Origin of the sequence: Pseudomonas kitaguniensis (genome assembly GCF_049199985.1) — a bacterium.
In the GTDB taxonomy this organism is placed as follows: Bacteria; Pseudomonadota; Gammaproteobacteria; order Pseudomonadales; family Pseudomonadaceae; genus Aquipseudomonas; species Aquipseudomonas kitaguniensis.
In genome coordinates, this window is sequence record NZ_JBLZPT010000010.1 from 39,917 (window position 1) to 59,404 (window position 19,488).

The following is a 19,488-nucleotide window of genomic DNA, read 5'->3' on the forward strand; positions in this document are numbered from 1 at the left end:
GTCTTCATCAGTCTTGGGATTTGTGTTTGCCCAAATAAGAAAGTGCTGATGCAGAAGGGGCTCAGTCAGCTGCAGAAACATCTGACTGGGCACTGTCCCTGTGGGAGGGGGCTTGCTCCCGATAGCAGTTCAGTCAGCCGGCACATCTGGCACTGACACGCCGCCATCGGCAGCAAGCCCCCTCCCACAGTTTGATCGGTGTACATCAGGTGCGCTGCAATCAAACTGTCATCTGCTCACCACCTTCCTGCCATATTCCGCCGTTACTGTCCTCGCCAATGAGATCGATCTCAAGCGAGTAACAATGACTGATTTAAAAGACGTTGCGCGGCTGGCCGGCGTGTCCCGCGCTACCGCCGCCCGCACTTTTGCTTCCCCCGATCAGGTGCGCCCGGCCACCCGTGAACAGGTGTTTTCCGCCGCGCGTGAGCTGGGCTTTCGGCCGAATTTGCTTGGCCGCCAACTGCGCCTGCAAACCACCCAACTGATCGGCGTGGTGGTGCCCAACCTGCTCAACCCGGTGTTCGCCGAACAATTCCAGGCCATGGAACGTGCCGCGCGGTTACGCGGCTACAGCCTGTTGCTGGCGACCACCGACTACAGCAGCGAGCGCGAATGCATTGTGGTCGAAGAGCTGCTGCGCCAGCGCGTCGATGGCCTGGTGCTGACGGTCACCGATGCCGAAAGCAACAGCGTACTCAGCAGCCTGAACACCGAGCAAACCCCGTTCGTGCTGGCTTACCACCAACCGAGCAACCCCAACTACAGCGCCGTGTCGGTCGACAACCGCGCCGGTATGGCACTCGCCACGCGCTACTTGCTGGAAGCCGGGCACCGCCGCATCAGCATGGTTGCCGGCCCCGCCTTGCAGTCCGACCGGGCGCGCCTGCGCTACGCAGGTTACTGCGATGCGATGAAGGAATACGGCCTGAAAAGCCGCGCGGTAATCGAAATGCCCGCGCATACCCAGGCCGAATTCGCCGCCATCGCGCCGTACCTCAGTGGCCCCGACGCACCCACCGCGTTGGTGTGCTCCAACGATTTTTTGGCGATCAGCCTGATCGCCGAACTGCGCCGTAACGGCTGGAATGTGCCCGAGCAACTCTCGGTCATGGGCTTTGACGGCATCGCCCTCGGCACCCAGATGCACCCCACGCTGTGCAGCGTGGTGCAGCCCATCGCCTTGCTCGCCAGCACCGTGATTGACCAGTTGCTGGCGCAGATCGCCGGCAACGCTCCGATTTCCCATTGCCTGCCTTGCCACATCCGGCCAGGCGAAAGTACTCAACCCCATGAGGAGACCCTCGATGCGCGCATTCAGTAAAACCCTGGCCGCCGTGCTGCTGTGCGGCGCGGCCAGTTTGGCTCAGTCTGCAGAGACCGCGATTTGCTACAACTGCCCGCCGGATTGGGCCGATTGGGGCGCGCAGCTCAAGGCGATCAGCGCCGACACCGGCGTGCAAGTGCCGCTCGACAACAAGAACTCCGGCCAGTCGCTGGCGCAACTGGTGGCTGAAAAAGCCGCACCGGTCGCCGACGTTGTGTACTACGGCGTGACCTTCGGCTTGCAGGCGCAAAAGGCCGGCGTGGTCGAGGGCTACAAGCCCAAGGGTTGGGAGCAGATCCCCGCGGGTTTGAAAGACCCTGACGGCCACTGGTTCGCGATCCACTCCGGCACCTTGGGCATCATGGTCAACGTCGATGCGCTGGGCGGTTTGCCGGTTCCGCAAAGCTGGGCCGACCTGCTCAAGCCTGAATACAAAGGCATGGTCGGTTACCTCGACCCGTCCAGCGCGTTTGTTGGTTACGTCTCGGCGGTGGCGATCAACCGTGCCATGGGCGGCGACCTCGACAACTTTGCCCCGGCCATCGAGTACTTCCAGAAGCTCGCGAAAAACGCGCCCATCGTGCCCAAGCAAACCGCCTATGCGCGGGTGCTTTCCGGCGAGCTGCCGATACTCGTCGACTACGACTTCAACGCCTACCGCGCGCGCTATAAAGACGGCGCCAACGTGGCCTTCGTGATCCCCAAGGAAGGCAGCATCAGCGTGCCGTACGTGATGAGCCTGGTGGCCAACGCGCCGCACCGCGCGAATGGCGAAAAGGTGCTGGATTTTGTGCTCTCCGATCAAGGCCAGGCCTTGTGGGCCAAGGCGTATCTGCGCCCGGTGCGCCCGGTAAAAATGCCCGCCGAGGTCGCGGCGCAGTTCTTGCCCGACAGCGATTACGCGCGTGCCGGTGTGGTCGATTATCAAAAAATGGCCGCTGTGCAGGAAGCCTTCGCCGCCCGTTACCTGAACGAGGTCAAGTAAGTGGCCGCATCGGCAAAACACGCAGCCTGGGCCTTGGCCCCGGCGTTTGCAGTGCTGCTCGCGTTCTGGTTGTTGCCGTTGGCCCACCTGATCGTACTCGGCACTGAACGTCGCGACAGCCACGGCAGCGGCTATTGGCAGGTACTCAGCAGCGCGCAGTATTTGGGCAGCCTCGGGCAAACCCTGGTACTTGCGCTGGTGGTCACACTCGCGGCGTTATTGGTGGGTGGCATCAGCGGCGTATTCCTCGCACGCCAACAGTTTTTCGGGCGCTCGGCGCTGGTGGCGTTGCTCACGTTTCCGCTGGCGTTTCCCGGCGTGGTGGTGGGGTTTTTGGTGATTTTGTTGGCCGGGCGTCAAGGCTTGTTTGCGGCACTCGGCCTGCAGTTGGCGGGTGAGCGCTGGATCTTTGCCTACTCGCTGGCGGGGCTGTTTGTCGGCTACCTGTACTTCTCGATTCCGCGGGTAATCCTCACGGTGATGGCCGCGTGCGAAAGCCTCGACCGCAGCCTTGAAGAAGCCGCGCATTCGCTGGGGGCAGGGCACTGGCGCGTGGTCTGCGACGTGATCGTACCGGGCCTGGCGCCGGCGTTGGCATCCTGCGGGGCCATCTGTTTCGCCACCTCGATGGGCGCTTTCGGCACCGCGTTTACCTTGGGCACACGCCTGAATGTGACCCCGGTGGCCATCTATAACGTGTTCACCAACTACGCCAACTTCGCCGTCGCGGCGGCACTCTCGGTGGTGCTCGGCGCGGTAACCTGGGCGGTGTTGTTGCTGACCCGGCGCCTGGTGAAAAACGCGGGGACAGTCCTGTGAAGCGCTCATCGCTGTTTGTGCTGCAACTGCTGTTTACCTTGCTGGTGTGCGCCTTCATGCTGGTGCCGGTGCTGATGTCATTGCTTGCCGGGCTGACGCGCAACTTCTTCGTCGGTGTGTCCAGCGGCTTGACCTTCGACTGGTTGATTCAAGTGTGGCAGGCCTATTCGCCGACCGTTTGGCTGTCGCTGCAACTGGCCGTGGCGTGCGCGGTGTGCGTGTGTGTGGTCGGCGTGCCGGCGGCCTACGCCTTGGTGCGCATGAACAACCGCTTCAGTCGCGCCTTCGAGGAATTGATGGTGCTGCCGGTGGCCATGCCGGGCCTGGCCAGCGCCTTGGCGTTGCTGCTGACCTACGGCCAGTTCGGCACGTTTCGCAGCAGTTGGTTATTCATCCTGGTCGGCCATGTGCTGTTCACCTTGCCGTTTCTGGTGCGCCCGGTCATGGCGGTGATGCAGCGCCAGCAACTGCCGCTGTTGGAAGAGGCGGCGGCCAGCCTTGGTGCGGGGCCGATCAAACGCTTTTTCAGCGTGGTGGTACCGAACTGCCGCGCGGGCATTCTGGCCGGCGTGTTGATGGTGGTCACCCTGAGCCTGGGTGAATTCAACCTGACCTGGATGCTCCACACGCCCATGACCAAAACGCTGCCCGTGGGTCTGGCCGACAGCTACGCCTCGGCGCGGCTGGAAATTGCCAGCGCCTACACCCTTATCTTTTTGCTGATGATCGTGCCGCTGCTGATTGCGTTGCAGGCCATCAGCGCCCGTTTGTCCCGTGGAGAGCGTCGATGACCGCTATCACTATCCGCCTGCAAGGCTGTCGCAAGGCATTCGCCGACGGCACCGTGGCCGTGCATGACCTGAACTTGACCGTGGAGGGCGGTGAAACCCTGGCGATTCTTGGCCCGTCCGGTTGTGGCAAAACCACCACCTTGCGCCTGATTGCGGGGCTGGAACGCCCGGATGTCGGCCAGGTATTTTTTGGTGACCAGGACGTGACGCGCCTGCCCATTGAGCGCCGCGACGTGGGCATGGTGTTCCAGAATTACGCGCTGTTTCCCAACCTGGATGTGGCTGGCAACATCGTCTATGGCTTGAAGGTTCGCGGTGTGGCGGCGCAGGAGCGTAGCCGGCGCTGCGACGAATTACTAGAACTGGTAGGCCTGCGCAATCATGCCAAGCGCAGCATTCATGAGCTGTCGGGCGGCCAACGTCAACGCGTGGCACTTGCGCGTGCCCTGGCGCCGCGCCCCAAAGTGCTGTTGCTGGATGAACCACTGGCGGCGCTGGATGCGCAACTGCGCGAGCGCCTGCGCAGCGAGCTGGATCAACTGTTGCGCAGCCTCGGGATTACCGCAGTGTTTGTGACCCATGACCAGGGCGAAGCCATGGCGCTGGGCGACCGCATTCTGGTGATGGAGCAGGGGCGTGTCGCGCAACTGGCCAGCCCGCGGCAAATCTACCAGCAACCGGCTAACGCGTTCGTGGCAGGTTTTGTCGGCAACCTGAATGCCTTCGCGGTGCTTGAGCGCACTGCGCATGGCCTTAAAGTCTGCGGCGGCGAACTGCCGTGGCACGCGTTTGAGCAGCCCGCCACCGTGTACTGCCGCCCCGAACACTTGCGCGTGATGGAAGGCGAGGGGCACTTGCACGGCCACCTACTGGCGCAGTTTTTTCAGGGCGCGCAAAGCCGTTTGTTAGTGGACGTGGGCGGCCCGCAACCGCTGCTGGTGGACAGCAGCGACAACCACTTTTACGCCGTCGGTGCGCCGATTGCCTTGGCCATCGCGCCGCACATGTTGTTTACCCTGAATGCGTGAGACTTTGCTTGTGAACCGTCCATTTCTAGTTGCGCAGATCAGCGACCTGCACCTCAAAGCCGGCAACCGCCTGACCTATGGCGTGGTCGATACGCTAGGCGCGCTGCGCCGCGCCGTCGACCACTTGAACGCGAGTCACCCACGCCCTGACATCGTGGTGATCAGCGGCGACCTGGTGGATTTTGGCCGCGCTGATGAATACGCCGTGCTGCACCCCGAACTCGCGCGCCTGCACATGCCGTGCTATCTGGTGCCCGGCAACCACGATGCGCGCGCGCCGTTGCTGGCGGCGTTTGCCGATCACGCTTACTTGCCGGCGTCGGCAGACGGCCCGCTGGATTGGGTGGTGGACGACTATCCGCTGCGCCTGATCGGCCTCGACTCGACCATTCCCGGTGGCCACGGCGGGCAGTTGTTGCACAGCCAGTTGCAGTGGCTCGACCAACAGTTGGCGCTGCGCCCCGAGGCACCGACGTTGCTGGTGCTGCATCACCCGCCGTTTATCAGCGGCATCGGGCACATGGACCAGGAACCGTTTATCAACGCCGACGCGTTTGAGCACGTTGTCGCCCGCCACCCGCAAGTGGAACGCCTGCTGTGTGGGCATTTGCACCGGCCACTGCAGCGGCGTTTTGGCGGCAGTTTCAGTTGCGTGTGCCCCGGCACCTCGCACCAGATTGTGCTCGACCTGAAAGACGCTGCACCCGCGCATTTCAACCTGGAGCCGGCGGGTTATTTGTTGCACCGCTGGGATGCGCAACACGGTTTGATCAGCCACAACGGCGTGTTCGGAGAATACCCGGGGCCGTATCCGTTTTATGACGCTCATGGATTGATTGACTGAAGTTTTACGGAGGTTCACTTCGCCCAACCAAGTACTTGAACGTTAGTTAACGCACCGGCCAACTTAACGATGGCCGTGTGCTTCCTGCTGCCTGTTTTATGCGCCCGGAACTTGGATTCCGCGCCGGAGTTCGTCCTGATGAAAGCTACTTTGACTGTGTTAAGCGTACTGACTGGCGGCGTGGGCATTGCCCTGAGCCCCTTGGCCTCGGCTGATTTTTTAAGCGACAGCAAAGCCAGTGTGAACATGCGCAATTTCTACTTCAATAACGACAACCGCGATGGCGCCGCTGCGCCGTCCAAGACCGAAGAGTGGGGCCAGGCGTTTATCCTCAACTACCAATCGGGTTTTACCGACGGCACGGTTGGCGTTGGCCTCGACGCCATCGGCATGCTCGGCGTGAACCTCGACAGCGGCACCGGCCGCCATGTCGGCAGTTCGATGATCCCCACCGACGATGGCAAGGCAGCGGACAGTTGGGCACGTGCAGGGGCGACGGCCAAGGCGCGTTTTGCCAAAACCGAAGCGCGTTACGGCTACCTGCGCCCAAACCTGCCGATTCTGGTGAGCAACGATGGCCGGCTGTTGCCGCAGTCGTTTGAAGGCGCGCAAGTCACCAGTAAAGACATCGACAATCTGACACTGGTCGGCGGCCAATTGCAGCACACCACCGGGCGTGGCTCCAGCGACCGCAGCGGCCTGGCAGCGGCGGGCGGCACCCAGGAAAGCAATAAATTCAACTACGCCGGCGGCGACTATCAAGTCAACAAGGACCTGATGGTCCAGTACTACTATGCTAACCTCGAAGACTATTACACGCAGCACTTTGCCGGCTTGATCCATGTATTACCGTTGGGCGACTACGGTTCATTAAAAACCGATTTGCGTTACTTCAAAACTACGTCTGACGGCAAAAACAGCAGCGTCGCCGGCCGCGCCGAAGGTTATAAGTTGGGCGGTTATACCAAGAACGGTAATGGCGAAATCGACAACAACACCTGGAGCGCCGCATTCATTTACTCGCTGGGGCCGCACGCGATTACTGCCGGTTACCAGCAAGTCTCGGACGACAGCAACTTCGCCCAACTCAACCAGGGCGGCCTGGTCAACAAAGGCGAGGGCGGTGCCAGCCTTTACCTCTACACCGACCGCACCGTGCAAACATTCATCCAGGCCGGTGAACGCACGGCCTTCGCGCAATACGCCTACGACTTTGTCGCACTCGGCCTGCCGGGCCTGAAAGCGTCGGTGATGTACTTGAAGGGCGACCATATCCTCACCACCGCCGGCAACAATGCCAGCGAATGGGAGCGCGATATTTCGCTGGATTACGTGGTGCAAAGCGGCACGTTCAAGAACCTCGGTTTCGGCTGGCGCAACGGCGTGTCACGCAGCGAAGTGGCACGCGACCAGGACCAGAATCGGCTGTTCGTGAGTTACTCGATTCCGTTGATGTAAAAGCTCGGCGCGCTTTTGTGGGAGCGATCAACTTATCAATCAGGCACACCGAGGTGACTGCATCGCGAGCAAGCCCGCTCCCACAGTTGAGCGGGTTTGGCTTGGGGAGCTGGGGCTGCGCAGCGGCCCCAGCGCCAGGCACCGTGGCGCGCCAGGTAAAACCAGGGCGGCTTACGCCACTCGGTTGCGACCCGTACCCTTGGCTTCATACAGCTGCAAATCCGCACGCTTGAGCAGCGCCAGTGAATCCCGATCCGACGGCGTGGCCACGCCCACACCAATGCTCACGGTGACGTGGCCCACGCTTGGGAAGATTGCCGCCGCGACTGCCGCGCGGATCTTCTCGGCAACCACGTCGGGGCTGTCCGGCGCTTCGACTTCGGGCAATAACACGGCAAATTCTTCACCGCCATAACGCGCGACGAAGTCGGTGGCGCGGGTGGCGCTTTCGATCACGGCGGCGAGTTGGCACAGCACGTCATCACCGACGGCGTGGCCGTAGGTGTCGTTGACGCGCTTGAAGTAGTCGGCGTCGATCAGCAGCAGCGCGAAGGTGCGGCCGGTGCGCTGGAACAGCAGGCTGTACTCGGCGAGTTTTTCGTCGAAGCGACGGCGGTTGTACACGCCGGTCAGCGCGTCGTGAGTCGCCAGGCTCAAGAGGTCGGCGTTGGCTTGCGTCAGGTCGGCAGTGCGTTGCGCCACGGTGGCTTCCAGAGACGCGTTGGCCTCCTGCAACTCGCGCTCCTTGTTGAGCAACGATTGGGTCATGCTACTGATGGACTGGCCCAGTTGGGCGATTTCGAGCACCGCATGCTGTTGCGCGAACACGGCGCCGGGCTTCTGCTCCTGCACCTGTTTGGCGGATTTGGCTAACTGCTCGATAGGTCGGCTCAAAGTCGACGCCAGGTAGTACGCCACGAGGGCGAACACGATGGCGGCAAGCATGCCCAACACCAACAATTTGTACAGCAGCTCGCGGGCCGGGTGCAGCGCTATTGCCAGCGGCTGGCGCACCACGATGTACCACGACAGGTTGGCGTTGGAAGGGCTCGGCAGCGCGACCGCAGCAGTGACGTAGCCATCTCCGGTGCTCCAGCCCGACGGCGCGCGCAGGTTAATCTGCGGCATTTGCTCGCCCGTGAGCAGCTCGGGGTAAAGCACCTTGCCGTTGGCGTCGATGATCAGTGCTTCAAGTTTGAGTGCAGGGTTCTTTTGCATCACCGCCGAATCGACGATCTGAGTCACCCAGCGCCAGTGCGCGTGGGCACCGAGTACACCAATCGTCTCGCCCTTGGCATTGCGAATCGGCGCGGCAAAGTCGATAAAGCGCAACGGCTCGTCATTGCTGACACTCGGCAGCAGCTTGGCGAGCAACACCGCTTCATGTGGATCGCCGGTGTACTCGTTGCGCATGCCGGCCTGAAACCAGGGCCGCTGTTGCACCGATTGGTTGACCAGCATGCCATTGACTGCCTGGCGCACACGGCCCTCGGCGTCGGCCACGCCCATCCACGCATATTCGGCGCGCGATTGGGTGCGCAGCTCCATCAACGTCAGGATGTCCGGCGCATCCAAGTCGCCTTGGCGAAACCGCGGTGCCTTGCTCAGCAGCGACACTTCAAGCTGACGCTCACGCAACTCCACGGCCAATAACGCCGCGCTGGAGCGCGCGGTGCTGAGCAATGCGTTACCGCTGGCTTGCTTGACCTGCTCAGTGGCGATATGCCCGATGTAAAAGCCCACGATCAACAACGTCAGTAATGATAAACCGGCAAACCAGAGGGTCAGGTGGGTACGCAGGCTGGCTTTGATCATGGGTCACTGTCTAGGGCAGTTGAGTCTTTGCATGGTAGGCGCTATGGCAGGCAAAGTGCTAGCAGTGGCAATCACAAACGTTCAAGAATCGGCGTGATTGCGCTCAGTAGACTTGGCCGACTTCTTCTACTGCAGGTCGCTCCAACATGAAAGAAACTCGCGGTCATCTAGAGTAAAATGAGTTTGTTTCACTATCGTCGCTTGCAGACAATGGCCGTCATCAAATATCGGCATTGGAGTTGTAAGTCATGGCAGTCGCTCATTCCCTCGGATTTCCGCGCATTGGACGCGATCGTGAACTGAAAAAAGCGCAGGAAGCGTTTTGGAAGGGTGAGCTCGACGAAGCCGGCCTGCGCGCCGTTGGCCGTGACCTGCGCAAAGCGCACTGGGCGCTGCAACAGCAAGCCGGCATCGAACTGCTGCCCGCCGGCGATTTTGCCTGGTACGACCAGGTGCTGACGCACTCGCTGATGTTCGGTGTGGTGCCTGAACGTTTCCGCCCAGCGGATGGCAAGGCCACGTTGCACACCCTGTTCGGCATGGCGCGTGGCGTCAGCGACAGTTGCTGCGGCGGTGCCCATGCGCAGGAAATGACCAAGTGGTTCGACACCAACTACCACTACCTGGTGCCTGAGTTCAGCGCCGACCAGCACTTCCACCTGGGCTGGGATCAACTCTTCGAAGAGGTGCAAGAAGCCCGCGACCTCGGCCACACCGTCAAGCCGGTGGTGATCGGCCCGCTGACCTACCTGTGGCTGGGCAAGGCCAAGGGCGGCGACTTCGACAAGCTCGACCTGCTCGACCGCTTGCTGCCGCTGTACGGCCAGATCTTCCAGCGCTTGGCGGAGCTGGGCGTTGAGTGGGTGCAGATCGACGAGCCGATCCTCGCGCTGGACCTGCCGCAAGCCTGGAAAAACGCGTTTGAGCGTGCCTATAACCAGATCCAGCGTGACCCGCTGAAAAAACTCGTGGCCACCTACTTCGGCGGCCTCGAAGAAAACCTCGGCTTGGCCGCCAACCTGCCGGTGGATGGCCTGCACATCGACCTATTGCGTGCGCCGGAGCAGTACCCGACCATTCTTGACCGCCTGCCGGCGTACAAAGTGTTGTCGTTGGGCGTGGTCAACGGGCGCAACGTTTGGCGCTGCGACCTGGAAAACGCCTTGGCCACGCTGCAACACGCGCATCAAAAGTTGGGTGAGCGCCTGTGGGTTGCGCCGTCCTGTTCGCTGCTGCACAGCCCGGTAGACCTGGGCCGTGAAGACTCGCTGGATGCCGAGCTGAAAAGCTGGCTGGCGTTTGCCGTACAGAAGTGCGAAGAAGTGGCGCTACTGGCCAAGGCCGTGGGCCAGCCCGATGCGCCTGAGGTACGTGCGGCGCTGGCGCAAAGCCGCGCCGTGCACGCCGCGCGCGCCGCTTCGCCACGTATCCACAAGCCTGCGGTGCAAGCCCGCGTGGCGGCGATCAGCGCCGAGCACAGCCAACGCCAATCGCCGTTTGCGCAACGTATCCAGAAGCAGCGCGCCGGCCTTAAGTTGCCGCTGTTCCCGACCACCACCATCGGCTCGTTCCCGCAAACCGCGTCGATTCGTCTGGCGCGCCAATCGTACAAGGCCGGCAAGTTGAGCCAGGCCGACTATGTTGACGCCATGCACAGCGAGATCAAACACGCCGTCGAAGTGCAGGAAAACCTCGGCCTGGACGTGTTGGTACACGGTGAAGCCGAGCGCAACGACATGGTTGAGTACTTCGCCGAGCAACTCGACGGCTATGTATTCACCCGCTTCGGCTGGGTGCAGAGCTACGGTTCACGGTGCGTGAAACCGGCGGTGATTTTTGGCGACCTGAGCCGCCCGCAGGCCATGACTGTGGCGTGGACGCGCTACGCCCAAGGCCTCACGCACAAGGTGATGAAGGGCATGTTGACCGGCCCGGTAACGATGCTGATGTGGTCGTTCCCGCGTGAAGACGTAAGCCGTGAAGTGCAGGCCCGCCAGTTGGCCTTGGCGATTCGTGACGAGGTGCTCGACCTGGAAGCGGCGGGCATCAAGATCGTGCAGATCGACGAAGCGGCTTTTCGCGAAGGCTTGCCGCTGCGCCAGGCGCAGTGGCAGCACTACCTGAATTGGGCCACCGAAGTGTTTCGCTTGTGCGCTTCGGGTGTGCGCGATGAAACCCAGATTCATACGCACATGTGCTACAGCGAGTTTAACGATGTGATCGAGTCCATCGCGGCGATGGACGCCGATGTGATTACCATCGAAACCTCGCGTTCGGACATGCAGTTGCTGGAGGCGTTTGAGGTGTTTGCTTACCCGAATGATATTGGGCCAGGGGTGTATGACATTCACTCGCCACGGGTGCCCGAGGTTTCGCAGATGGTGAACTTGCTGCGCAAGGCGGTTAAGCGGATTCCGGCGGAGCGGTTGTGGGTGAACCCGGATTGCGGGTTGAAAACCCGGGGTTGGTTGGAGACTGAAGCGGCGTTGGTTCACATGGTAGCGGCGGCGCGTCAGTTGCGGGCTGAGGTGGCTGAGTAGATTGAGCGGTTGAAACAGGCCAAAGGCGGCTTTTGCATACACAGCAGATGCGCTTCTGCTGTTTGTGGGAGCGGGCTTGCTCGCGATAGCAGTTTTACAGTTGATACATGCGTTGACTGACCACCGCCATCGGGAGCAAGCCCCCTCCCACAGTTTGACCGAGTTCGGCTTGTGATTTTGATCCGAGAAGCGCCGCGCAACGGATAGACACCCAAAAGCCCAAACCCCATCAGGTCACAGGTATTTAAGCCATGCAAGGTCCCGACGCCGCGCTTTGAGGGCGGCAAACCAGCGTACTGGCATGTACAACGCCAGCGGCAATAACAGCGCCACCACCCAAACCCCGCCAATGCCGTCGAAACCGAAATAGTTCCCCTGATTCAGCCCAAACACCGCCACACACGCCACATACAGCACTTTAAGCACATACAGGTGCAGCAGATAAAAGAACATCGGCGCTGCCCCGAATACGCTCAACACCGCGATCCAGCGTCGATCTCCGGCGCGCTCAAACGCGCGCAACACCAGCAGCCCGATCCCCAGCGTCAACGCCAGAAACAGCAGCGAAGGCGGGTATTTGGTGACGTTGAAAAAGCTCATCACTGTGTGCACGGTGCTTTCAGACACCCGCCAGGGTTTTTCGCCATACCCATTGAGCGCGCGCAACAGCACGAACCCGAGCATTGCCCCCACGCCGGCCAACAACAGATAACGCTGACGCAACGCCGGCTGCACGCCATTGGCAAACCACGGGCCTATGCCGTAGCCCAAGGCAATCACGCCAATCCACGGCAGCACCGGGTAGGTGGTGCGCAGGCGCAGCGTGTCACCGACGCTGATCCAGCTGCGTTCATGCAGGATCGCCCACACAGTTTGCGCTAGCGAACCCGGCGCGAAGTGCACGCCGTCCAGCAGGTTGTGCCCGCCTATGATCACTGCCGCGATAGCCAGCAGCAGCGCGCGTGGCAACCACACCAGCACGGCGAGGGCGAGCATGCTGACGCCGATGGCCCAGATCACTTGCATATAGATCACGCTGGGCGGCATCTGGAAGGTCCAGGCGAAGTTGACCAGGGTGAACTCAAGCACCACCAGGAACAGCCCGCGTTTGAACAGAAACGCCGACACATCGCGGCGCCCCTGGTATTTCTGGCCGTACAGCCAGGCGGATAAACCCGTTAGCAACACAAACACCGGCGCACACAGGTGGGCGAGGGTGCGGCTGATAAACAGCGCGGGCTCGGTGTCCTGAATGCTCATCGGGTCAGTGACCTGGCGGTGCATCAAGAAGGTTTCGCGCACGTGGTCAAGCAACATAAACAGAATCACTAAACCGCGCAAAGCGTCGATGCAGAGCAGGCGTTGGCGTAAGGGAACAGCGTCATTCATGGGCAAGCACCATCGGCAACGGCGAAAATTTGACGTTATTCTATAACATTATTCGCCGTGCTGCGTGCCGCGCTATTCCCGCAAGGAATGCCCCCATAAAAACCCGGAAATTACAGCCATTCTTGAGAGACGCGGCGGTCGAGGTCTTCCCAATCGGCCATGCCCAGCACCCGGGTGGTGTTCAAGCCGCGCAAGTAACCGCGCAACTGTTGGGCGCTGGCGCTGCGCGTGGCGGCGTCGGCGGCGGCGTCCTGCAACACACTTTCATAGTCGACCAGGTAATCGGCGACCCGCTCACGAAACTCCGGCAATACGGCTTCGCGGATGCGGTCGAAGGTTTTCTGGTGGGGCTTCATGGCGTGGTCCTTATAGGTTTTATGGGGGCAGGCGGCGCGACACTATCGCTTCAGATAATAGTCACCATCATGCAACGCAAGTTCTGTTTTTACGCCAAAAGCGGACAATCGCCACATCGAAACACGGTTCAAGGAAAGGCGCGATGAGGATGATTATCCAGTTGGGTTTAATGCTGCTTATGCTTGGCACGTCGGTGCTGGCCACCCCGGCAATCGCGGATGAACTGCGCACGGGCCATTTTCTGCCACTCGCCGGTAGCGTAGACTCCCTGCGGCGCGAGCAGTCGGTGGGGGTGTTGTACAGCGAAAATACCCGCGAAAACCTCAGTTACCTTGAGCGCTACCACGCGATGGCCATGCAGGGCGCCAAGGGTGCCCTCGATGGGCGCATCCGCGATGCGTTCGTCAACAGCTCCGACCCGGAACTGGCGATTGACTGGTTAATGAGCTCGCTGCAAAGCAATTTTCGCAGCGTGACGTTCTATCGCAGCCTGGATGAGCTGATGCAGGCGCATCCCGATGTGGTGGTCATGCTCGATGCGCATAACCAATTGCTCACCCAGCATAACGACCAAGTGGATGCGCGTTTTGTTGCGCGTTTCTATGACGCAAACCTGCAGTACATCGCCAAGGCTGAAGGCTCGGTACACAAGCAGGTGTCGTCGGTGTGGGTGCATGGCAAGGCGGCGCCCGGGATTGCCGCGCAGATTGAACAGCAGCGTGATGTACAGCAAGGTGCCTTGAAGCAGTTTGATGCGTCGCTCAAGGCGCTTGTCCGCGCAGGATGACGCGCGGATTGATGTGAACCCTATTGGTTATTTTCAGGAATGTTTATGCGCTCTTTTTTCGTCCCGGCCCTGGCGTTTGCCAGTGTGTTACTGACCGGTTGTATGACGGCTCCCAATGCTCCGACCTTGACCCTGCTGACTGACAAAACCCCTGAAGGCTATGTGCAATGCGTCGTGCCCAAGCTCGAAAAGCACCGCATTACCTCGACCGTGACGCAGAACTCGCGCCACGCCAAGGTGCTGTTGACCAGCAAGATTGCCGCGGATGATGTGCTGGAGGCTTATAAGTCGCAGGACGGCACCAAGGTCTTTGTGTATGAGCGCAAGCCGTTGGCTTCGGCGATCAAACCGTCGCGGCTTGAGCAAGCAGCGCAGGATTGCAAGTAGGCTGGGCTGACACCGCTTTAAGTGCGGGCTTGCTCGCGATAGCGGTAGATCAGTCGGTAAATATATCAACTGATACACCGTTATCGCGAGCAAGCCCTCACCCACATTTGGCTAGGTGCAGGGCTTAACGTGTTGGCTCGTTGCTGAAGCTGTTCACGGTCTTGACCAGCCCTTTGGCCGCCAACGCTACCAATTCACCGCCTTTTTCCACCGTCGCCAGGGCCGGGTCCGACCCCATGCGCCCATCGGGGAAGCGTGCGCGAAAATCCAGCGCTTCACGGATCGGCCCGGTGTTGGCAATTTGGGGCGAATAGTCGGCTGACTTGATCGCGTGCGGATATGCCCACTGCGTCACCGCGATTTCCGAGGGTGTGGCATGGCTGCCGTGGCCGACCGGGAATTGACGGTGGGCCAGGTCGGTGACGCCTTCCAGGTCCCACCAGTTCACCAGCTTCAGCGCGAACCCGGCCGGGCGGCGGGCGAAGCTGGCCTCGGCGTACAGTTCGGAAAACGCCGCTTCGATGGTCGCAATGTTGCCGCCGTGGCCATTCAGAAACAGGATTTTTTCGAAACCGTGCCCGGCCAACGAGCGCACCCAGTCGCCAATTGCGGCGATGAAGGTGGAAGGGCGCAACGAAATGGTGCCGGGAAAACCCAAATGGTGCTGGGCCATGCCGATATTGAAGGTCGGGCCGATCAGGATGTCGGCGTTCTTCTGCGCCTCATGGGCGATGATCTCCGGGCACATCCAGTCGGTGCCCAACAGGCCGGTGGGGCCGTGTTGTTCGTTGGAACCGATGGGGATCACCACCGTGCGGCTGCGTTCCAGAAACTGCCCGATCTCGATCCAGGTGGAGGTGTGTAAAAGCATGCGGCGCTCTCTTTTATCTGTGGGGACAGGCTAACCACCACGGAGTGTACGACTAGTTGCCACCTGTTGGGGTTTGCAGTTGAGGTACGTCGATGACTTCAACCAGCGCTGGTCCGGGTACCAGGAAAACATGAATTGCCCATCCTTGAGTTTATCCACCACCTGACGCGCCACCTGCGGGCGTACGGCCGGGCAACCCTGGCTGCGGCCGATACGGCCTTCGCGCTTGCTCCAGGCGGAGTTGACGTAGTCGGCGGCGTGAATCACCAACGCGCGGTCGCGGGCCAGGTCGTTGAAGCCGGGCTCCAGGCCGTCCATGCGCAACGAATAGCCGTGGGTGCCGAGGTAACTTTCCTGGGTGCGGAACAGGCCGAGGCTGGATTGGTGGCTGCCTTCGAGGTTGGAGAACTGGGTGGCGAAGTTTTCCCCGGAGTTTGCGCCGTGCGCCACCAAGTCGCGTAACACCAGGGTCTTTTTGCGCAAATCGAAAATCCACAGCCGACGGGCGGTCGAGGGCTGCGAGTAGTCAATAACCGCTAGGCGATCGGAGCGTTCCTCGCCGTTATTAACCGCGCACTGCACTGCATTCAGAGCGCTTTTCAGTACAGTGGGATTGAGTTCTGGAGCCGAGCGCGCCAGGCTGCTATATAAGTTAGGCGTAGTGCGATTGGCGGCGAGCGCAAGATTGCTCAGCATCGCCAGGGTCAAGGTGATCAAGCCGAGACGGCGCATTAAAGTCAGCATCTGCGGTACTTCCCCCGGCCGTGGATTGGAGCCAAGTCAATTGTTCAAAAAACACGCATGTTACTTGAGCCTTTGCCTGCTCGTTGCACCACTGGTCGCCACAGCGGATGAGTTGCCGCTGGGCGAGGTTGCGGTTATTCCTGCCAGCCCTGTGCAACAGGCGCTCGCGCAGTTGGCCAGCGTTTGCCCCGGCCTTGCCCCGCCTATCGATGCGGCGGCGCAATTGCGTTTGCAAGCGCTGTACCAGCAGCAGGGTGATGTACCGCTGTGGTCTGACGAAGATCGGCGCCAGGCATTGCATGCGCAGTTGCTGATGCTGGCCGATGATGGCCTGGACCCGGCGAGTTACAGCCTGCCGAACCCGGACGCCACGGGCAACGTGCTGTGCGCCGACATCAGCACCAGCCAGCATTACCTGCAAGCCTTGCAAGACCTGCATTACGGGCGTTTGCAGCAATCGCGTTTCGAGCCACTGTGGCATTCGCAGCCGCCCGTGCGCGACCCGAATACCGAGGTGCTGGCTTTTGCCGCGAGCGGCCTGCAAAACATGGCCCAGGCGTTCGATCAAGCGCGCCCCAGCGCCGATCTTTACCGTAGTTTGCGCAACGCCTATTCCAGCGTGCGCCTGCAACCGTTGCCGCATTGGGGGGCCGTCGCCGCCGGCCCGTTACTGCGCCCTGGCATGGAAGACCCGCGCGTGCCGGAGCTGGCGCAGCGTTTGTACAGCGGCGGCTATTTGGCCAAGGCGCCCACCGGCAACGGCAAGCAGTATCAGGATGAACTGGTCAAGGCGGTCAAGGCCTTCCAGCTCAGCCACTCGTTGCAAGCTGACGGCGTGATCGGTGTGGGCACGGTGGCCGAGCTCAACATCAGCCCGGCGATGCGCCGCGACCAGTTGCGCATCAACCTTGAGCGGTTCCGTTGGCTGGCCCAGGACCTGGAGCCCGAAGGCGTGCTGGTCAACGTCGCCGCCGCGCAACTCAGCGTTTACCAGAGCGGCATTCCGGTGTGGCAAACGCGCCTGCAAGTCGGGCGTGCCGAACGCCAGACGCCGTTGCTCAAATCACGCATCACGCGGCTGACCCTCAACCCGACCTGGACGATTCCGCCGACGATCATGCGCGAGGATAAACTGCCGGCCATCCGTTTGAACCCGGAATACCTGCGCCAGCAGAACCTGCAGGTGCTCGACGCCGAAGGCAATGCGCTGGCGCCGGAGCAGATCGACTGGGCGCGCCCCGGCAACATTCTATTGCGCCAGGAAGCTGGCCCGCGCAACCCGCTGGGCAAGATCGTGATGCGCTTTCCCAACCCGTACTCGGTGTACTTGCACGACACGCCGAGCCAGCCGCTGTTTACCAAGGGGCCGCGTGCGTTCAGTTCAGGCTGCGTGCGGGTTGAGCAGCCATTGCTGTTACGCGACCTGCTGGTGACCCCGGCCGAACGCGCACGCACCGATGAGCTGTTGGCCACGGGCGTGACCCACGAATTCAGGCTGGCCACGCCCGTGCCGGTGCTGTTGGGTTACTGGACGGTGGAAGTCGATCGTCAGGGCGAGTTGGTGTACGCGCCGGATATTTATGGGCGCGACCTGGTATTGATGAAGGCCATGGGCACAGTGCTTTGAGGCGTAAGCTGTAATCTGTGCGGTGGCAAGCGGGCTGTTGTGGGGCGCGGGCTCGCCACACAAACCCGGCCCATTACCCAAGGCTAACCCGCGCCAAAATCAGTGCAACAGCCTCTTGCGCCGTCAGCAGCGCCGTATCAACCGTCAACGGCGTCTCATCCCAAACCTCATACTCATGCGCTGCTACAGATTGCCAACTCGGCGGCACCAGCCCGGGAATATCACCCGCGCGGCTTTCCACGCGGCGTTGGTGTTCTTGCCGATCAGAGCAAATCACCTGAATACCCAGCAATTCAACACCCGCCTGCTGGGCGACCACTGCCCACGCCTCGCGGCTCTCGCGCACAGGGTTCACACAATCGGCGATCACCGCGCGACCCAAGCGCAAATTGCTCAGCGCCACTGCATTCGCCACGGCATAACCGCTGGCGCCGACATCGCCAGCCAATACACCCGAACCGCGCAGCGCCTGCTCTATCACATCAATGCGCAGATAAACCGCGCCCGTTCGGCGCGCCAGTTCGCTGGCAATCGTGGTCTTGCCGGTGCCGGGCAGGCCGCTGAAGACAATAAGCATCATTAATCCTTTAAGACGAGGCCGGTCAGTCTAGCCGTGCTGACTTCAAATAGCAGGCGCTGATCCAATCCGCTGGCTGGGCCGCCAATTGCTTGGCCACCGGCAAATAACGCGGGTTCAACTGCGCCGCCAGCCAAAACAGCGTCGCGCTGCTTTTGGGCTCCCACGTACCGCTGTAGCCGGCTTCGCCAACGCCTGCGCGGGCTTTGTCGAATGGCACGTGGGTGTGCACGAATTCCTGGTGGCTGCGTTGCCCATTGGCATACGGCACCAGCCAATCCAGGGCGGCGCCCAACGAGGCGCCATTCGCAGTGATGTTCAGCCAGTCGCCGCCGATGCCGTAGGGTTTGGCTGCCAAGGCGGCTTGCACCAACGGCTCCAGGTCATACACCACATAATGCAGGGCATCGCGGTCGTGGAAGTCGGTCACCGAGCCGTCGGCCAGGATGTTATCGGCGACCTGCTGTTTAAACAGTTGGTAAGCCTGCTCCAGCATGGCCCGATCGCCCAATGCGGCGGCGGCCACGCTGATCAATTTGACGCGATGGCTCTGCCAATTATTGGTTTGAGTGGTTTTTTTTGGCCCATGCACTTGCTGAATATGCGCGATGTAGCCGTTGCCCAGCGTGCTGATCAATCGACGGCTGGCGTCGCGGGTTTGCGCGCGCAAACTGTCGGCCGTGAGTGCATAGGCCGTGATCAGCATGTCGAGGTTGGTTTCGTCGATCGGGTTGAAGTCCGGCTGATACACCTCGGCCCACGCGGCGAGGTAGTCGTCAACTTGCTTGAGGTAACGCGGGTCGCCACTCAAGCGCCAGGCCAGCGCCGCCTGACGCATCACCGGCCAGTCCTTTTCGGCGGCAATACTGGCGTCGCGAATGCCCTGGTGAGGCAGCGTGCCTTCGGTGTGCACATGCGGCAGCGGCGCCGGCTGATCGGCCACATGCCGTTGGGCAGCGGCCAGAAAGGCTTTGGCCGCCGGGTTCGAGGCCGCCGGTTGGCACAGGCTGGGCGGTTGCGCAGCCGCGGTGGCCGCCTGGTAAAACGCAGCCAGCAGAGCGGCCAGCGCGAGGTTGGTTTTTTTCATCGCAAAGTCTGCCGAACGAGGTCGCGCCCACGCTAGCACAGGGCCGAATCGGCGT

18 protein-coding genes are annotated in these 19,488 nt (G+C 61.3%); 11 read left to right on the forward strand and 7 right to left on the reverse strand.

Annotation, left to right across the window (positions count from 1 at the left end):
• Positions 1-304: 304 nt before the first annotated feature.
• From ACOZK9_RS14375 to ACOZK9_RS14405, 7 genes are all read left to right on the forward strand, one after another.
• Complete coding sequence (locus ACOZK9_RS14375) at positions 305-1,324, forward strand: LacI family DNA-binding transcriptional regulator (protein WP_099238605.1); 1,020 nt, start codon at positions 305-307, stop codon at positions 1,322-1,324.
• On the forward strand, positions 1,308-2,312 hold the full coding sequence (locus ACOZK9_RS14380; protein WP_058415434.1) for an ABC transporter substrate-binding protein: 1,005 nt from the start codon (positions 1,308-1,310) through the stop codon (positions 2,310-2,312). The genes ACOZK9_RS14375 and ACOZK9_RS14380 overlap by 17 nt, the downstream gene beginning before the upstream one ends.
• A complete protein-coding gene (locus tag ACOZK9_RS14385) occupies positions 2,313-3,131 on the forward strand; it encodes an ABC transporter permease (RefSeq protein WP_058415433.1) in 819 nt (272 codons plus the stop codon).
• On the forward strand, positions 3,128-3,922 hold the full coding sequence (locus tag ACOZK9_RS14390; protein ID WP_421556081.1) for an ABC transporter permease: 795 nt from the start codon (positions 3,128-3,130) through the stop codon (positions 3,920-3,922). The genes ACOZK9_RS14385 and ACOZK9_RS14390 overlap by 4 nt, the downstream gene beginning before the upstream one ends.
• Complete coding sequence (locus tag ACOZK9_RS14395; protein ID WP_152750597.1) at positions 3,919-4,950, forward strand: ABC transporter ATP-binding protein; 1,032 nt, start codon at positions 3,919-3,921, stop codon at positions 4,948-4,950. The genes ACOZK9_RS14390 and ACOZK9_RS14395 overlap by 4 nt, the downstream gene beginning before the upstream one ends.
• A gap of 10 nt (positions 4,951-4,960) precedes the next feature.
• Positions 4,961-5,794 carry a metallophosphoesterase gene (locus tag ACOZK9_RS14400; RefSeq protein WP_172979875.1) on the forward strand — a complete coding sequence of 278 codons (834 nt, stop codon included), beginning with the start codon at positions 4,961-4,963 and terminating at the stop codon, positions 5,792-5,794.
• A gap of 138 nt (positions 5,795-5,932) precedes the next feature.
• Positions 5,933-7,252 (forward strand): OprD family porin, encoded by a 1,320-nt coding sequence (locus ACOZK9_RS14405; RefSeq protein ID WP_152750602.1) that lies wholly within the window; start codon positions 5,933-5,935, stop codon positions 7,250-7,252.
• A 171-nt stretch (positions 7,253-7,423) separates the two neighbouring features.
• Here the strand turns inward: ACOZK9_RS14405 and ACOZK9_RS14410 are convergent, their stop codons facing one another.
• On the reverse strand, positions 7,424-9,067 hold the full coding sequence (locus ACOZK9_RS14410) for a sensor domain-containing diguanylate cyclase (protein WP_152750604.1): 1,644 nt from the start codon (positions 9,065-9,067) through the stop codon (positions 7,424-7,426).
• 248 nt (positions 9,068-9,315) lie between these two features.
• On the opposite strand from ACOZK9_RS14410, the gene metE reads away from it, so the two are divergent.
• A complete protein-coding gene (metE, locus tag ACOZK9_RS14415) occupies positions 9,316-11,607 on the forward strand; it encodes a 5-methyltetrahydropteroyltriglutamate--homocysteine S-methyltransferase (protein WP_421556082.1) in 2,292 nt (763 codons plus the stop codon).
• A 234-nt stretch (positions 11,608-11,841) separates the two neighbouring features.
• Here metE and ACOZK9_RS14420 read toward each other — a convergent pair whose 3' ends face one another.
• Positions 11,842-12,996, reverse strand: a complete 1,155-nt coding sequence (locus ACOZK9_RS14420) for an acetyltransferase domain-containing protein (RefSeq protein ID WP_152750606.1) — start codon at positions 12,994-12,996, stop codon at positions 11,842-11,844.
• A gap of 110 nt (positions 12,997-13,106) precedes the next feature.
• Entirely contained in the window at positions 13,107-13,352 is a 246-nt protein-coding gene (locus ACOZK9_RS14425; RefSeq protein WP_122249496.1) for a hypothetical protein, read from the reverse strand.
• Between the two features lie 143 nt (positions 13,353-13,495).
• Between ACOZK9_RS14425 and ACOZK9_RS14430 the strand changes: the two genes are divergently transcribed.
• The gene (locus ACOZK9_RS14430; protein WP_421556083.1) at positions 13,496-14,140 is read left to right on the forward strand and encodes an ATPase; all 645 of its coding nucleotides are present in this window, start codon (positions 13,496-13,498) and stop codon (positions 14,138-14,140) included.
• A 45-nt stretch (positions 14,141-14,185) separates the two neighbouring features.
• Positions 14,186-14,527 (forward strand): hypothetical protein, encoded by a 342-nt coding sequence (locus tag ACOZK9_RS14435; protein WP_152750609.1) that lies wholly within the window; start codon positions 14,186-14,188, stop codon positions 14,525-14,527.
• Between the two features lie 124 nt (positions 14,528-14,651).
• On the opposite strand, the gene ACOZK9_RS14440 is transcribed toward ACOZK9_RS14435, so the two are convergent.
• Together ACOZK9_RS14440 and ACOZK9_RS14445 are read right to left on the reverse strand one after the other, a co-directional pair.
• The gene (locus ACOZK9_RS14440) at positions 14,652-15,398 is read right to left on the reverse strand and encodes a creatininase family protein (protein WP_058414058.1); all 747 of its coding nucleotides are present in this window, start codon (positions 15,396-15,398) and stop codon (positions 14,652-14,654) included.
• A 30-nt stretch (positions 15,399-15,428) separates the two neighbouring features.
• Positions 15,429-16,142, reverse strand: coding sequence for a murein L,D-transpeptidase catalytic domain family protein (locus ACOZK9_RS14445; protein ID WP_058414057.1), 714 nt, complete (start codon positions 16,140-16,142; stop codon positions 15,429-15,431).
• Positions 16,143-16,182: 40 nt separating this feature from the next.
• Here ACOZK9_RS14445 and ACOZK9_RS14450 point away from each other — a divergent pair, with 40 nt between their 5' ends.
• Complete coding sequence (locus ACOZK9_RS14450; protein ID WP_152751648.1) at positions 16,183-17,769, forward strand: L,D-transpeptidase family protein; 1,587 nt, start codon at positions 16,183-16,185, stop codon at positions 17,767-17,769.
• A gap of 73 nt (positions 17,770-17,842) precedes the next feature.
• Here the strand turns inward: ACOZK9_RS14450 and ACOZK9_RS14455 are convergent, their stop codons facing one another.
• Both ACOZK9_RS14455 and ACOZK9_RS14460 read right to left on the reverse strand, forming a co-directional pair.
• On the reverse strand, positions 17,843-18,346 hold the full coding sequence (locus ACOZK9_RS14455; RefSeq protein WP_152745946.1) for a P-loop nucleotide/nucleoside kinase family protein: 504 nt from the start codon (positions 18,344-18,346) through the stop codon (positions 17,843-17,845).
• A 25-nt stretch (positions 18,347-18,371) separates the two neighbouring features.
• Complete coding sequence (locus ACOZK9_RS14460; RefSeq protein ID WP_421556084.1) at positions 18,372-19,433, reverse strand: alginate lyase family protein; 1,062 nt, start codon at positions 19,431-19,433, stop codon at positions 18,372-18,374.
• Positions 19,434-19,488 lie beyond the last annotated feature (55 nt).

Bases quoted from the DNA above. Each gene is read 5' to 3' on its own strand.
- metE (WP_421556082.1), top strand. From the start codon at position 9,316: ATGGCAGTCGCTCATTCCCTCGGATTTCCGCGCATTGGACGCGATCGT.
- ACOZK9_RS14395 (WP_152750597.1), top strand. From the start codon at position 3,919: ATGACCGCTATCACTATCCGCCTGCAAGGCTGTCGCAAGGCATTCGCC.
- ACOZK9_RS14375 (WP_099238605.1), top strand. From the start codon at position 305: ATGACTGATTTAAAAGACGTTGCGCGGCTGGCCGGCGTGTCCCGCGCT.
- ACOZK9_RS14440 (WP_058414058.1), bottom strand. From the start codon at position 15,398: ATGCTTTTACACACCTCCACCTGGATCGAGATCGGGCAGTTTCTGGAA.
- ACOZK9_RS14460 (WP_421556084.1), bottom strand. From the start codon at position 19,433: ATGAAAAAAACCAACCTCGCGCTGGCCGCTCTGCTGGCTGCGTTTTAC.
- ACOZK9_RS14455 (WP_152745946.1), bottom strand. From the start codon at position 18,346: ATGCTTATTGTCTTCAGCGGCCTGCCCGGCACCGGCAAGACCACGATT.
- ACOZK9_RS14445 (WP_058414057.1), bottom strand. From the start codon at position 16,142: ATGCTGACTTTAATGCGCCGTCTCGGCTTGATCACCTTGACCCTGGCG.
- ACOZK9_RS14425 (WP_122249496.1), bottom strand. From the start codon at position 13,352: ATGAAGCCCCACCAGAAAACCTTCGACCGCATCCGCGAAGCCGTATTG.
- ACOZK9_RS14405 (WP_152750602.1), top strand. From the start codon at position 5,933: ATGAAAGCTACTTTGACTGTGTTAAGCGTACTGACTGGCGGCGTGGGC.
- ACOZK9_RS14430 (WP_421556083.1), top strand. From the start codon at position 13,496: ATGAGGATGATTATCCAGTTGGGTTTAATGCTGCTTATGCTTGGCACG.
- ACOZK9_RS14420 (WP_152750606.1), bottom strand. From the start codon at position 12,996: ATGAATGACGCTGTTCCCTTACGCCAACGCCTGCTCTGCATCGACGCT.
- ACOZK9_RS14410 (WP_152750604.1), bottom strand. From the start codon at position 9,067: ATGATCAAAGCCAGCCTGCGTACCCACCTGACCCTCTGGTTTGCCGGT.
- ACOZK9_RS14435 (WP_152750609.1), top strand. From the start codon at position 14,186: ATGCGCTCTTTTTTCGTCCCGGCCCTGGCGTTTGCCAGTGTGTTACTG.
- ACOZK9_RS14380 (WP_058415434.1), top strand. From the start codon at position 1,308: ATGCGCGCATTCAGTAAAACCCTGGCCGCCGTGCTGCTGTGCGGCGCG.